The 12,660-nt window shown below is 72.0% G+C and carries 13 protein-coding genes; 2 read left to right on the top strand and 11 right to left on the bottom strand.

The window, feature by feature from the left end; translation table 11 throughout:
• Position 1: 1 nt before the first annotated feature.
• A complete protein-coding gene (gene hslV / locus VGN74_RS09060; protein WP_327447322.1) occupies positions 2–556 on the bottom strand; it encodes an ATP-dependent protease subunit HslV in 555 nt (184 codons plus the stop codon).
• A 160-nt stretch (positions 557–716) separates the two neighbouring features.
• Here hslV and VGN74_RS09055 point away from each other — a divergent pair, with 160 nt between their 5' ends.
• Complete coding sequence (locus tag VGN74_RS09055) at positions 717–1,115, top strand: BLUF domain-containing protein (protein WP_327447320.1); 399 nt, start codon at positions 717–719, stop codon at positions 1,113–1,115.
• A 32-nt stretch (positions 1,116–1,147) separates the two neighbouring features.
• On the opposite strand, the gene VGN74_RS09050 is transcribed toward VGN74_RS09055, so the two are convergent.
• From VGN74_RS09050 to VGN74_RS09005, 10 genes are all read right to left on the bottom strand, one after another.
• Complete coding sequence (locus VGN74_RS09050) at positions 1,148–2,650, bottom strand: CoA-acylating methylmalonate-semialdehyde dehydrogenase (RefSeq protein ID WP_327447316.1); 1,503 nt, start codon at positions 2,648–2,650, stop codon at positions 1,148–1,150.
• A gap of 239 nt (positions 2,651–2,889) precedes the next feature.
• Positions 2,890–4,089 (bottom strand): DegT/DnrJ/EryC1/StrS family aminotransferase, encoded by a 1,200-nt coding sequence (locus tag VGN74_RS09045; protein ID WP_327447314.1) that lies wholly within the window; start codon positions 4,087–4,089, stop codon positions 2,890–2,892.
• Positions 4,090–4,167: 78 nt separating this feature from the next.
• Positions 4,168–4,446 (bottom strand): hypothetical protein, encoded by a 279-nt coding sequence (locus VGN74_RS09040; RefSeq protein WP_327447312.1) that lies wholly within the window; start codon positions 4,444–4,446, stop codon positions 4,168–4,170.
• Between the two features lie 170 nt (positions 4,447–4,616).
• On the bottom strand, positions 4,617–5,357 hold the full coding sequence (locus VGN74_RS09035) for a 3'(2'),5'-bisphosphate nucleotidase CysQ (RefSeq protein ID WP_327447310.1): 741 nt from the start codon (positions 5,355–5,357) through the stop codon (positions 4,617–4,619).
• Entirely contained in the window at positions 5,347–7,254 is a 1,908-nt protein-coding gene (gene cysN, locus VGN74_RS09030) for a sulfate adenylyltransferase subunit CysN (RefSeq protein ID WP_327447308.1), read from the bottom strand. Before cysN ends, VGN74_RS09035 begins: the two co-directional genes overlap by 11 nt.
• Positions 7,254–8,159: a sulfate adenylyltransferase subunit CysD gene (cysD, locus tag VGN74_RS09025; protein WP_327447306.1), complete on the bottom strand. Its 906-nt coding sequence runs from the start codon at positions 8,157–8,159 to the stop codon at positions 7,254–7,256. Before cysD ends, cysN begins: the two co-directional genes overlap by 1 nt.
• 42 nt (positions 8,160–8,201) lie before the next feature.
• A complete protein-coding gene (gene tldD / locus VGN74_RS09020; RefSeq protein WP_327447304.1) occupies positions 8,202–9,632 on the bottom strand; it encodes a metalloprotease TldD in 1,431 nt (476 codons plus the stop codon).
• A gap of 37 nt (positions 9,633–9,669) precedes the next feature.
• Positions 9,670–10,464, bottom strand: coding sequence for a GIN domain-containing protein (locus VGN74_RS09015; protein ID WP_327447302.1), 795 nt, complete (start codon positions 10,462–10,464; stop codon positions 9,670–9,672).
• Positions 10,465–10,467: 3 nt separating this feature from the next.
• The gene (locus tag VGN74_RS09010; RefSeq protein ID WP_327447300.1) at positions 10,468–11,046 is read right to left on the bottom strand and encodes a DUF1700 domain-containing protein; all 579 of its coding nucleotides are present in this window, start codon (positions 11,044–11,046) and stop codon (positions 10,468–10,470) included.
• On the bottom strand, positions 11,043–11,432 hold the full coding sequence (locus VGN74_RS09005) for a PadR family transcriptional regulator (protein WP_327447298.1): 390 nt from the start codon (positions 11,430–11,432) through the stop codon (positions 11,043–11,045). The genes VGN74_RS09010 and VGN74_RS09005 overlap by 4 nt, the downstream gene beginning before the upstream one ends.
• Before the next feature lie 247 nt (positions 11,433–11,679).
• On the opposite strand from VGN74_RS09005, the gene coxB reads away from it, so the two are divergent.
• The gene (coxB, locus tag VGN74_RS09000) at positions 11,680–12,645 is read left to right on the top strand and encodes a cytochrome c oxidase subunit II (RefSeq protein WP_327447296.1); all 966 of its coding nucleotides are present in this window, start codon (positions 11,680–11,682) and stop codon (positions 12,643–12,645) included.
• Positions 12,646–12,660: the final 15 nt, after the last annotated feature.

Below are 12,660 nucleotides of genomic sequence, written 5' to 3'. Positions count from 1 at the left end.
CTCAGTCGCCGAGGGTCTCCACCGTCAGGTTGCCGTTGGTATAGACGCAGATGTCGGCGGCGATGGCCATGGCCCTGCGCGCCACCGACTCGGCGTCCAGCTCCGTATGGTCGACCAGGGCGCGCGCCGCGGCCAGGGCGAAGTTGCCGCCGGACCCGACCGCCGCCACCCCATGCTCGGGCTCCAGCACGTCGCCGACGCCGGTGACGGTGAAGATGCTCGACCGGTCCGCCACCAGCAGCATGGCTTCCAGCCGGCGCAGGTAACGATCGGTGCGCCAGTCCTTGGCCAGGTCGACGCAGGCCCGGGCCAGCTGGTCCGGATACTGCTCCAGCTTGGCTTCCAGCCGTTCGATCAGGGTGAAGGCGTCGGCGGTGGCCCCGGCGAAGCCGGCGATCACCTTGCCGCCGGCCAGCCGCCGCACCTTGCGCGCCGCGCCCTTGACCACCGTCGGGCCCATCGAGACCTGGCCGTCGCCGGCGATGACGGTCCGGCCGTCCTTGCGCACCGCGAGGATGGTGGTGCCGTGCCAGTCGGGAAATCCGCTCGTCGTCATGTCCGGCAGATGGCGCGGGGAAGGGACCGCCGCAAGCCCGGCGCTCGCGCCACTGGCGTAACGCCACACTTTTGCCACGGTAAACGTTTACGGTGCACTTTCATCCTAAACGCCTCCAGATTTCTGGCAACTCCTTTCTTTTGGAACCGCTGCTGTGTTGATGCGCGCCCTCTATGTGAGCGTCGCCGTGGGCGAGGCCGGCCGGTCGCTGGCGTCGCTCGCCGAGATTCTGGGCCAGGCGGAGCGGAATAACCGGCGCGACCAGCTCAGCGGCGTGATCGCCCGTCATGACGGATGCTTCCTGCAGGCGGTCGAGGGCGCGCGCGCCGATATCGACCGTCTGCTGGAGCGGCTGCGGCGCGACCCGCGGCACCGCGACCTGCGCCTGCTGGCCTTCGGGGCCATCTCCGCCCGCGCCTTTCCGCAATGGGCCATGGCGCGGGTCGATGTGGCCAGCGAGCCGGCGCTGGCGGCGGGGCGCGCCCTCGACGGCCTCGCGGCCGAAGAGGCCCAGGTCCTGCTGGAGCGGGCGGCGGCCCGCCTGAGACTCGCCGCCTGACCGGACGCCCGCCCCGCAGGGCGGGCCCGGCCTCAACGCATCGTCGGAATGACGAACGACGAGTCCGCGTGTTCCAGCGCGCTGTCGGGCCAGCGCGCGGTCACGGTCTTGGTCTTGGTCCAGAAGCGGACGCCTTCCATGCCGTGCTGGTTGATGTCGCCGAAGGCCGAGCGCTTCCAGCCGCCGAAGGTGTGATAGGCCACCGGCACCGGGATCGGCACATTGATGCCCACCATCCCCACATTGACCCGGGCGGCGAAGTCCCGCGCCGCGCGGCCGTTCTGGGTGAAGATGGCCACCCCGTTGCCGTACTGATGCTGCGACGGCAGGGCCAGGGCCTCCTCGAAGCTCTCGGCGCGCACGATCTGCAGCACCGGACCGAAGATCTCCTCGCGGTACGACTCCATGGTCGGCTTGACCTGGTCGAACAGCGACGGGCCGATGAAATAGCCCTGCTCGTGGCCCTGCAGGCTGAAACCGCGGCCGTCGACGACCAGCTCGGCGCCTTCCTCGACCCCCTTGGCGATCCAGCCCTCGACCCGCGCCTTGTGGGCCGCGGTGACCACCGGACCGTAGTGGGCGTCCGGATCGGTCGAGACCCCGAGCTTGAGCGACGGGATCTCCGCCACCAGCCGCTCGCGCAGCGCATCGGCCGTCTTCTGGCCGACCGGCACGACCACCGGCAGGGCCATGCAGCGCTCGCCGGCCGAGCCATAGGCGGCGCCGGTCAGATCCTTGATCACCTGGTCCATGTCGGCGTCGGGCAGGACGATACCGTGGTTCTTGGCCCCGCCCATGGCCTGGACGCGCTTCCCGTGCTCGGCCCCCAGCCGGTACACATAATGGGCGATGTCGGACGAGCCGACGAAGCTGACGGCGTGCACCTGCGGGTGGGTCAGCAGGGCGTCGACCGCGACCTTGTCGCCGTGCACCACGTTCAGCACGCCCTCGGGGGCCCCGGCCTCCAGCATCAGCTCGGCGAGGCGCACCGGCACGGACGGATCCCGCTCCGACGGCTTCAGCACGAAGGTGTTGCCGACGGCGATGGCCACCCCGAACATCCACATCGGGATCATGCCCGGGAAGTTGAACGGGGTGATGCCGGCCACCACGCCCAGCGGCTGGCGCATGGAATAGACGTCGATGCCCGGCCCGGCGCCCTGGGTGTATTCGCCCTTCAGCGCGTGGGGGATGCCGCAGGCGAACTCGATCACTTCCAGCCCGCGCTGGAGGTCGCCCTTCGAGTCGGCGATGACCTTGCCGTGTTCCGACGACAGCAGATGCGCCAGCTCGTCCATGCGCGCCTCGACCAGGCGCTTGAACTCGAACATGACCCGCGCCCGGCGCTGCGGATTGGTCGCGGCCCAGCCCTCGAACGCCGCCTGGGCAGCCTGCACCGCGCGATCCACCTCGTCGGTGGTGGCCAGCTGCACCCGCGCCTGAACCTGGCCGGTGTTGGGATCCATGACGTCGCCGAACCGGCCCGAGGCCCCGACGAGGCTCTTGCCGCCGATGAAGTGATGAATGTCGCGCATGGTCCTGGCTCCCGGGTCTTGTTGTTTGGCGCGGGGTTTAGCCGCGCGCCCGCCCCATGACCAGCGGGGCCGCCGCCGCAGGGGGCAGACGCGCCCCTCCACCGCCCCCCGGTCGCCCTGGCGACCGGACCCCTCCACCGCTTCGCGGTCCCCCTCCCCACTGCGTGGGGAGGAAAGCGCCTCTCCTCCCCATGCCATGGGGAGGTGGATCGACGGCGAAGCCGGCGAGACGGAGGGGCCTAGACGAACGCCTCCGCCGCCACCTCGGCGAAGACGGCGCAGGCGTGCTCGACCAGAGCGTCGTCCAGGGTCGGGTGGCAGAGGAAGGCGAAGCCGGTCTCGCCCAGCGCCCGCGCCACGGGCAGGCGCTCCGCCGGCCGCCACCCCGTCCCGTCGAAGGCCCGTTCCAGATAGACCTCCGGGGCCGAGCCATGCAGGCACGGGACGCCCCGCGCGGCGAGGGTCTCGATCAGCCGGTCGCGGGTCCAGCCCGGCGCCAGACGCTCGGGACGGACGAAGCCGTAGACCCGGTACCAGCCGTGCGTGACCTCCTCCGGGACGGGCGGGACCCGCACCCCCGGACAGGCCGCCAGCGCCGCCCGCAGCCGGTCCGCAATGGCCGTGCGCCGGGCCGTCCATTGCGGCATCAGCTCCAGCTGGATCAAACCGATCACCGCCTGCATCTCGATCATCCGGCCATTGCCGCCGAAGCCGTCATGCACCAGCCGCGGGCCGGGCGGGTGGACGCGCGCGTACATCCCCTCCCAGCTCTTGCCATGGTCCTTGGCCGACCAGACGTGAGCCCACAGGTCGGGATCGTCGGTGGTGACCATGCCGCCCTCGCCGCCGGTGGTCATGATCTTGTCCTGACAGAAGGACCAGGCGGCGATGTCCCCCAGCGCCCCGACGCTGCGGCCGCGATAGCGCGCGCCATGGGCCTGGGCGCAGTCCTCGATGACCTTGATCCCACGCTCGCGGGCGAGGGCGAGGATCGGGTCCATGTCACAGGGCTGGCCGGCCAGATGGACGCAGACGATGGCCCGGGTGCGCGGGGTCAGCACCGCGGCGATCGTCTCCGCCGTCAGGTTCTGGCTGTCCGGATCGATGTCGGCGAACACCGGCCGCGCCCCGATCGTCACCGCCGAGGAGGCCGAGGCGATGAAGGTGCGCGGCGTGGTCACCACCTCGTCGCCGGGGCCGACGCCGACCGCCTTGAGCGCCAGCTCCAGCGCCACCGTGCCATTGGCCAGGGCGATCGCATGGCGTGTTCCCACCCAGTCGGCGAAGCGGCGCTCGAACGCGCGGGTGCGGTCGCCGGTCCAGTAGTTGACCTTGTTGGAGGCCAGCACGGCGGCCACGGCCTCGACCTCGGCCGGGGTGTAGCTGGGCCAGGGCGCGACCGGCGGCGGGCTCGACGGGGCGGTGGAGGTTGCGGTCACGGACACCCTGTCAGCTCCGGGTCGGACGGGCCTCGAGCCTAGCCGAGTCGCCCGACCCCCGCCACGCCGCCGGCCGGATCAGGCGGTCGCGCCGCCGGCGCGCTCGCGCGCCCGGTCGGGACGGGCCCAGACCCCGAGGCCGGCGCGGCCGTCCTCGCACTCGAAACTGACGCCAAGGGCCTCGAAGGCCGAGAGGATGGCGTTCAGCGTGCGCACATTGGCGTCCACCTCGCCGCGGATCGCCTCGAGGCGTTTGACGGTCTCCAGACTCACCCCGGCGCGCCGCGCCAGCTCGGTCTGGTTGACCCGGCAGAGCGCGCGCCCCGCCTTGATCTGCTCGCCCGTGAGGATGAACATCGGCCCGCGGAACCTCCCCGGCGCCGCACGATTGCGCCCCGCGGCCGCGGCGCCGATCCGGAGGCGACAGCGCGCCCCCGCGCCGTTCGCCACATTTCTACCCTTTTTTGTGTCGGCTCGGCAACTTTGTCCGGACGATCGCGCCCCGCGCACGGGGTCAGGACGGCATGTCAGGCCAGCGCCGCCAGCAGCGCCTCGCGCAGCTCCGGCCGGCACACCACCAGATCCGGCAGCCACGGATCCTGCCGGTTGTAGACCAGCGGCGTCCCGTCCAGCCGCGACACATGCAGCCCCGCCGCCGCCGCCACCGCCACCGGGGCGCAGCTGTCCCATTCGTACTGGCCGCCGGCGTGGACATAGGCGTGGGCCTCGCCGCGCAGCACCGCCAGGGTCTTGGCCCCCGCCGAGCCCATGGGCAGCAGCTCGCCCCCCAGCGCCGCCGCCGCCCGCTGCGCCGCCTCCGGCGGGCGCGAGCGGCTGACCATGATCCGCAGCGCCCCCGGACAGGGGGCGCAGACCGCGCCCGGCGCGGCGACAGTCAGGTCGAGGTCGGGCTGGGAGACCGCCCCGGCGCGCGCCACGCCATCGATCGCCAGACCGACGTGCACGGCCCAGTCCGGCCGCCCCTCGGCGTATTCGCGGGTGCCGTCCAGCGGATCGATGATCCACACCCGGGCCCGGCCCAGCCGCGCCGGATCGGCCGCACCCTCCTCGGACAGGACCGCATCGTCGGGGCGCAGCTGCGCCAGGGCTCGGGTCAGGAACTGGTGGGCGATGGCGTCGCCGGCGTCGCCCAGCGCCCGCCCCTCCAGCTGCCCGCCGGCGCGCAGGGTCAGCAGCAGCCGCCCGGCGGTCTCCGCCAGCCGGACCGCGAGCGCGGCGTCGTCAGCGTCAGATGCGTCAGCGCCCATCGCGGGCCTCCAGCCAGGCGACGATCCGCTCCGCCGCCGCCTCGGGGGTCTCCGCCGTGGTGTCGATCACCAGCTCCGCCGCCTCGGGCGGCTCATAGGGGCTGTCGATGCCGGTGAAGTTGGCCAGCTGGCCCGCCCGCGCCTTGCGGTACAGGCCCTTGACGTCGCGTTGCTCGGCCACCGCCAGCGGGGTGTCGACATGCACCTCGACGAACTCGCCCGGCCCCATCAGGTCGCGCGCCATGCGCCGCTCGGCCCGGAACGGCGAGATGAAGCTGACCATGACGATCAGCCCGGCGTCGACCATCAGCCGCGCCACCTCGGCCACCCGGCGGATGTTCTCGACCCGGTCCTCGTCGGTGAAGCCGAGGTCGCGGTTGAGCCCGTGCCGGACATTGTCCCCGTCCAGCAGATAGGTGTGGCGGCCCAGCGCATGCAGCCGCTTCTCCACCAGGTCGGCGATGGTCGACTTGCCCGCCCCCGACAGGCCGGTGAACCAGATGACGCGTCCCGTCTGGCGCTTCAGCGCCGCGCGCGCCGCCTTGTCCACCGACAGGGCCTGCCAGTGGATGTTGTGCGCCCGGCGCAGGGCGAAGCGGATCATCCCCGCTCCCACCGTGCGGTTGGAGAGACGATCGATCAGGATGAAGCCGCCGAGGTCGCGGCTCTCGGCATAGGGGGTGAAGGCCACCGGCGCGTCGAGCGCCAGATTGGCCACAGCGATCTCGTTCAGCGCCAGCCGCGTCGCCGGCTGCGGCTCCAGGGTGTTGACGTTGACCCGATGCTTCAGGTCGGTGACCTGCACCCCGGTCACCCGCGTCCCCAGCTTGAGCAGATAGGGCCGGCCGGGCAGCAGCGGCTCCTCGTCCATCCACACCAGGGTGGCCTCGAACTGGTCGGCGACCTCCGGCGGCGCGTCGGCCGCCGCCAGTACGGCGCCGCGCGAGACATCGACCTCGTCGCTCAGGGTCAGGGTCACCGACTGGCCCGCCATGGCGGCGTCGAGGTCGCCGTCGGCGGTGACGATGCGCGCCACCCGGCTGGCGGTCCCGCCCGGCAGCACCCTGACCGCATCGCCCGGCGCGACCCGCCCGGCGGCGATCAGCCCGGCGAAGCCGCGGAACTCCGGGTCCGGCCGGTTGACCCACTGCACCGGCATGCGGAACGGCCCCGCGGCCAGATCGTCGCCGACCGGCAGCTGCTCCAGCAGCGCCATCAGCGGCGGACCGTCGTACCAGGGCGTCAGCGTCCCGGCGGTCAGCACATTGTCGCCGCGCAGGGCCGACAGCGGCACGGCGTGCACCTCCGTCCGACCCAGCTTCTGCGCGAAGGCGCCGAACTCGGCGACGATGGCGTCGAACACCGCCTGCGACCCGTCAACCAGATCCATCTTGTTGACCGCCAGGATCAGGTGCCGGACCCCGAGCAGGCTGACCAGATAGGCGTGCCGGCGCGTCTGGGTCAGCACCCCCTTGCGGGCGTCCACCAGGATCACCGCCGCATCCGCGGTCGAGGCCCCCGTGACCATGTTGCGGGTGTACTGCTCGTGGCCCGGGCAGTCGGCGAGAATGAACTTGCGCTTCGCCGTGGTGAAGAAGCGATAGGCGACGTCGATGGTGATGCCCTGCTCGCGCTCGGCCGCCAGCCCGTCGACCAGCAGGGCGAAGTCGATCTCGCCGCCCTGGGTGCCGACGCGGCGGCTGTCGGCCTCCAGCGTCGTCAGCTGGTCGTCGAAGATGGCGCGGGCGTCGTACAGCAGCCGGCCGATCAGGGTCGACTTGCCGTCGTCGACGCTGCCGCAGGTCAGCACCCGCAGCAGGGCCTTGCGCCGGTGCGCCTCCAGCCAGCCTTGCACATCCGCCGCGACGCCGGCGTTGCTGCCTTCCGCCAGGGCCATCAGAAATAGCCCTCCTGCTTCTTCTTCTCCATCGAGGCGGCCTGGTCGTGATCGATGACCCGCCCCTGGCGCTCGGAGGTGGTGGTCAGCAGCATCTCGCGGATGACGTCGGTCAGGGTCGCCGCCGTGCTCTCCACCGCCCCGGTCAGGGGATAGCAGCCGAGGGTGCGGAAGCGCACCGACCGCATCTGCGGGACCTCGCCGGGCCTCAGCGGGAAGCGCTCGTCATCGACCATGATCAGGGTCCCGTCGCGCTCGACCACCGGCCGCGGCGCCGCGAGGTACAGGGGCACGATCGGGATATTCTCCAGCTGGATGTATTGCCAGACGTCCAGCTCGGTCCAGTTGGAGATGGGGAAGACGCGCAGGCTCTCCCCCGGCCGCTTGCGCGTATTGTAGAGCCGCCACAGCTCCGGCCGCTGGTCCTTCGGGTCCCAGCGGTGGTCGGCGGTGCGGAACGAGAAGATGCGCTCCTTGGCCCGGCTCTTCTCCTCGTCGCGGCGCGCCCCGCCGAAGGCCGCGTCGAAGCCGTGCAGGGTCAGGGCCTGCTTCAGCCCCTCGGTCTTCCACAGCGTCGTGTGCAGGGCCGAGCCGTGGTCGAACGGGTTGATGCCCCGCGCCTCCGCCTCGGGATTGCGGTGCACCAGCAGGGGCATGCCCATCTCGTCGGCCATGCGCTGGCGCATGGCGTACATGTCCCGGAACTTCCAGGTCGTGTCGATGTGCAGCAGCGGGAAGGGCGGCGGGGCCGGATAGAAGGCCTTGCGCGCCAGATGCAGCATCACGGCCGAGTCCTTGCCGATCGAGTACAGCATCACCGGCCGCTCGGCCTCGGCCACGACCTCGCGCAGGATGTGGAGGCTCTCGGCCTCCAGCCGCTGCAGATGGGTCAGGGACGCGCTCATCCCGCGTCCATGCCCGAGGCCGCGGCGCGGCTCAAGCGGACGTCAGACCGCGGCGCCGCCCACCGTCAGGCCGCGGATGCGCAGGCTGGGCTGACCGATGCCCACCGGCACGCCCTGACCGGCCTTGCCGCACACGCCGATGCCCGGATCGAAGGCGAAGTCGTCGCCGATCATGTCGATGCCGAGCAGGGCCGTGGCCCCGTCGCCGATCAGGGTCGCGCCCTTGACCGGGGCGGTGATGCGCCCGTCCTCGATCAGATACGCCTCGGTGCACTGGAACACGAACTTGCCCGAGACGATGTCGACCTGGCCGCCGCCGAAATTGACGGCGTAGAGCCCGCGCTTCGTCGCCGCGATCATGTCGTCCAGCTTCGCCGTGCCGCCCTCCATGAAGGTGTTGGTCATGCGCGGCATGGGCTGGTGGGCGTAGGACTGGCGCCGGCCGTTGCCGGTGGCCGCCTTGCCCAGCTGCCGGGCGCTCAGCCGGTCGTGCATCAGCCCGACCATGATGCCGTCCTCGATCAGCACGGTGCGCGAGGTCGGGGTGCCCTCGTCATCGACGTTCAGCGAGCCGCGTCGGCCCGGCACCGTCCCGTCGTCCACCACGGTCACGCCCGGGGCGGCGACGCGCTGGCCCAGCTTGCCGCTGAACACCGACGAGCCCTTGCGGTGGAAGTCGCCCTCGAAGCCGTGACCGATGGCCTCGTGCAGCAGCACGCCCGGCCAGCCCGGCCCCAGCACCACGTCCATTTCTCCGCCCGGGCAGTCGATGGCGTCGAGATTGACCACGGCCTGGCGCAGGGCCTCGTCGACCTGGGCCTGCCAGCGCTCCGGCGTGATCCAGGTCTCGAAGCCCGAGCGGCCCCCGGCGCCGGAGCCGGCGCTCTCGCGGCGGCCGTCCCGCTCGACCGTGACCGACACGTTCAGCCGCACCAGCGGGCGTACGTCGCGGGCGCGGCGGCCGTCGGCGCGCAGGATCTCCACCTCGCGGCGCTCGCCGGCCAGGGCGGCCGACACCTGCACCACCCGCGGGTCGCGGGCCCGGGCCCAGGCGTCGATCTCCTGCAGCAGGGCGATCTTGTCGCCGAAGCCGGGCGAGGCCAGCGGATCGACCGGCGCATAGAGGCTCTGGTTGGTGGCCCGGGGGGCCTCGGCGGCCACCCCGGCGTGGCCGGCCTTGGCCAGGGCGGCGCTGTCGGCGGCGCGGCCGAGGGCGGCGAGGCTGATCTCGTTGGCGTGGGCGTAGCCGGCGGTCTCGCCGGCCACCACCCTGAGGCCGAAGCCTTCGCCGGAATCGTAGGCGGCCGACTTGAGCCGGCCGTCGTCGAACACCAGCGCCTCGCTCTCGGTCCGCTCGAGGAACAGTTCCCCGTCATCGGCCCCGTGCAGGGCGGTCTTGAGGATCTCCAGCGCCCCGGTCTCGGGGACGTCGGCGCGGGACAGCAGGTCAGGCAGGGCGGCGGGCAGGGTCATGCATCAAATCTAGGCGCCCTGCCCGCCCACGTCACCCTCACCCGTCGACGCGGACCTCGCCCGAGCCGGCGATGTTCGAGTTCAGGCTCGCCGGCTGGCGGCGCAGGCGGATATCGCCCGAGCCCGAGACCGCCGCCTCGACCCGTCCGGTCGGCCGGGCGTCGATCTCGCCGGAGCCGGCGATGTCGAACGTGGCGTCGCCAGCCTCCAGCGCCTCGAGGTCCGCCTCGCCCGACCCGGCGATGTCCACGTCCAGCCGGTCGGTCCGGCCGGTGGCGCGGGCGTCGCCCGAGCCGGCGATGCGCAGGCGGAACTCCGGCTGGTCATAGCCCTGGACGTCGAGGTCGCCCGACCCGTTGATCTCGAAGTTGCGCACCGACGGGGCCGTGACCACCACCCGCACGCCGTCGAGGTCACTCCAGCCGGTGATGCCGCCGGGCCCGAAGCGGACCGTCACGGACCCCGGCTCCTCGTCGTCGAAGCCGATGCGCGCGCCATCGATGCGGACGCGGTCGATCGCCGCCTGGGGCCCTTCCAGCCGCACGGTGGCGGCCGCCCCCTGGACGTAGGTGACGTCAAGGGCCGCGTCGAGGATCAGCCGGTCACCGCCGGTGAAGGCCTCGGTGCGCGTCACCTGCGGGCCGGGATCCACGGTGGTCGAGACCTCCGTGCGCCGGGAGATGGTGACACCGCCGGGGCCGCCCGCTTCGGTGAAGGTCCAGACATTGCCGTTGCGGGCGATGTCGGCGCCGCCCAGGGCCGCCGCCCCGGCGAGGCTGCCCGCGGCCACCACGGCCGCGCCGGCGGAGATGAGGAACAGGGTGCGGATCATGGCTCAGGCCCTCCCTTGGGCTTGCGGCTCGATGGCCGGCTTCAGCAGGCGGTAGTGCAGGCGGGCGAACCAGACGAGGCCGTTCACCAGCCAGATGGACGCGATGGCCAGCAGGGCGCCGGCCGCGGTGGCCCCGGCCATCAGGCCGAGCCCGGCCAGCAGGGCGGCGAACGGGCCGCCGGGGGCGCCGACGAACGGGCCGACGGCGAAGATGGCTCCGCCGGCGATGAAGGTCCCGACCACGGCGAAGAAGACCCCGAACATGATCCCCAGCACCGTCATCAGGATCGGCAGCAAGATCAGGATGTCGATGGCCCCGAGGCCCAATACCGCAAACACGGCGGCGGCGGCGGCCGAGGGGTTCTTCTCGGTCTCCCAGCGCTTCAGCCCGGCCTCGGCACGCAGCTCGCGGGCGAGGCGGGCGGGATCGCCCAGGGCCGCGGCCACCTCGGCCTCGGTGCGGCCGGCGGCGACGCCGTCCTCGAAGTGCGCCTCATAGTCGGCGGCGAGGTCGTTGATCGCCGCCGCCGGCAGTCCGGCGAGCCCGGCGCGGAGACGGTTCATGAAGTCGGAGCGGGTCATCGGGCGTCTCCTTCGGGCGCGTCCGGGGCGGAAGTGACAGGGGCGTCGGCGAACTCCGCGCGGCCCTGGCCGGCGAGGATGTCGTCGACGGCGCGGGCGAAGCGGGTCCAGTCGCGCGACTGGCTGTCGAGGCTGGCCTGACCGGCCGGCGTCAGCCGGTAGTATTTGCGCGACGGGCCGGCGGGCGATTCGACCAGATAGGTCTCGACCAGGCCGTCGCTCTGCAGGCGCCGCATCAACGGATAGATGGTGCCCTCGCCCATATCGATGGCCTGGGCGAGGCGGCTGGCGATCTCGTAGGCGTAGCTGTCGCCGCGGGCCAGCAAGGCCAGCACGCACAGATTCAGCACGCCCTTCTTCAGCTGGATTTCAATGACGTCAGGCACGGGGCCCTCCTTTGCGATGACCATTCGGTACCGCAAGGTATCTTGCACCACAAGGTACCTGTCGAAACATGACGTCGAATTCACGAACCCTGTCGCACGGCGGTGCGTCGTCGCGGGGCGCCCGCGTCGCTTGGCAAGCGGGGGGCAAGCCGATATGGACCCGCCAGACGTGGGGTCTTTCGACTCCCGCCATGTTTTTTGCGGCCGCCCCGCCGTCTGGGGCTGACAGGACTTGATGAGGATTTCGATGGGCATGGGGACGCGAGCGAAGGCGATGGTCGCCTCGGCCGCCCTGGCGGGTTTCACCGCCTTCGCCGCCGCGCCGGCCTGGGCGCTGGTCGGCCAACCGACCCCCGGGGGGATCGGCCTGCAGACCAGCATGTCGCCGCTGAAGCATGAGGCGACGTGGTTCCACAACGTCATCCTGATGCCGATCATCACCGGCATCTGCCTGCTGGTGCTGGGCCTGCTGATCTGGGTGGTGGTGCGCTACAACAAGCGCTCCAACCCGACCCCGGCCCGCTGGAGCCACAACACCGCCGTCGAGGTCATCTGGACCGTCGTCCCGGTGCTGATCCTGGTCTTCATCTCCCTGTTCTCGTTCCGCCTGCTGTTCACCTACGACAACATGCCGGAGCCGGACGTGACGGTTAAGGCCGTCGGCAACCAGTGGAACTGGGGCTACGAGTACCCCGACCACGGCATCTCCGAGTACATCTCGAACATGCTGCCGGAGGACGAGGCCCAGGCCCGCAACGTGCCCTACCGCCTGGCCGCCGACGAGGCGATGGTCGTGCCGGTCGGCAAGACCGTGCAGGTGCTGGTCACCGCTTCGGACGTGATCCACGCCTTCGCCCTGCCGGCCTTCGGCATCAAGGTCGACGCCATCCCGGGCCGGGTCAACGAGACCTGGTTCCGCGCCGAGCGCGTCGGCACCTACTACGGCCAGTGCTCGGAGCTGTGCGGCGTCGACCACGCCTTCATGCCGATCGAGATCCGCGTCGTGACCGAGGCCGAGTTCAACGCCTGGGTCGCCGAGCGCGGCGGCACGCTGCCGGGCGCCGAAGCCCCGGCCGCCGCCGAGGCCGCCACCCCGGTCGCCGCCGAGGTTCCCGCAGCTGACGGCGCCGCGGCTCCGGCCGCCGCCCCGGCTGCCGCCCCGGCCCCCGCCGCTCCTGCCGCGACGGCTCCCGCCGCCGCCCCCGCCCGCTAAGTTCCCTTCGCGAGA

The organism is Brevundimonas sp. (assembly GCF_035998205.1).
Classification (GTDB): domain Bacteria; phylum Pseudomonadota; class Alphaproteobacteria; order Caulobacterales; family Caulobacteraceae; genus Brevundimonas.
Note: the sequence above shows the minus strand (reverse complement) of the source record. Positions and strands in the feature narration are given on the sequence as shown.

What these genes read in the sequence shown, in the direction of transcription:
- hslV (WP_327447322.1), bottom strand. Translation starts at nt 556, where the DNA reads ATGACGACGAGCGGATTTCCCGACTGGCACGGCACCACCATCCTCGCG.
- VGN74_RS09055 (WP_327447320.1), top strand. Translation starts at nt 717, where the DNA reads ATGCGCGCCCTCTATGTGAGCGTCGCCGTGGGCGAGGCCGGCCGGTCG.
- VGN74_RS09050 (WP_327447316.1), bottom strand. Translation starts at nt 2,650, where the DNA reads ATGCGCGACATTCATCACTTCATCGGCGGCAAGAGCCTCGTCGGGGCC.
- VGN74_RS09040 (WP_327447312.1), bottom strand. Translation starts at nt 4,446, where the DNA reads ATGTTCATCCTCACGGGCGAGCAGATCAAGGCGGGGCGCGCGCTCTGC.
- VGN74_RS09035 (WP_327447310.1), bottom strand. Translation starts at nt 5,357, where the DNA reads ATGGGCGCTGACGCATCTGACGCTGACGACGCCGCGCTCGCGGTCCGG.
- cysN (WP_327447308.1), bottom strand. Translation starts at nt 7,254, where the DNA reads ATGGCCCTGGCGGAAGGCAGCAACGCCGGCGTCGCGGCGGATGTGCAA.
- cysD (WP_327447306.1), bottom strand. Translation starts at nt 8,159, where the DNA reads ATGAGCGCGTCCCTGACCCATCTGCAGCGGCTGGAGGCCGAGAGCCTC.
- tldD (WP_327447304.1), bottom strand. Translation starts at nt 9,632, where the DNA reads ATGACCCTGCCCGCCGCCCTGCCTGACCTGCTGTCCCGCGCCGACGTC.
- VGN74_RS09015 (WP_327447302.1), bottom strand. Translation starts at nt 10,464, where the DNA reads ATGATCCGCACCCTGTTCCTCATCTCCGCCGGCGCGGCCGTGGTGGCC.
- VGN74_RS09010 (WP_327447300.1), bottom strand. Translation starts at nt 11,046, where the DNA reads ATGACCCGCTCCGACTTCATGAACCGTCTCCGCGCCGGGCTCGCCGGA.
- coxB (WP_327447296.1), top strand. Translation starts at nt 11,680, where the DNA reads ATGGGCATGGGGACGCGAGCGAAGGCGATGGTCGCCTCGGCCGCCCTG.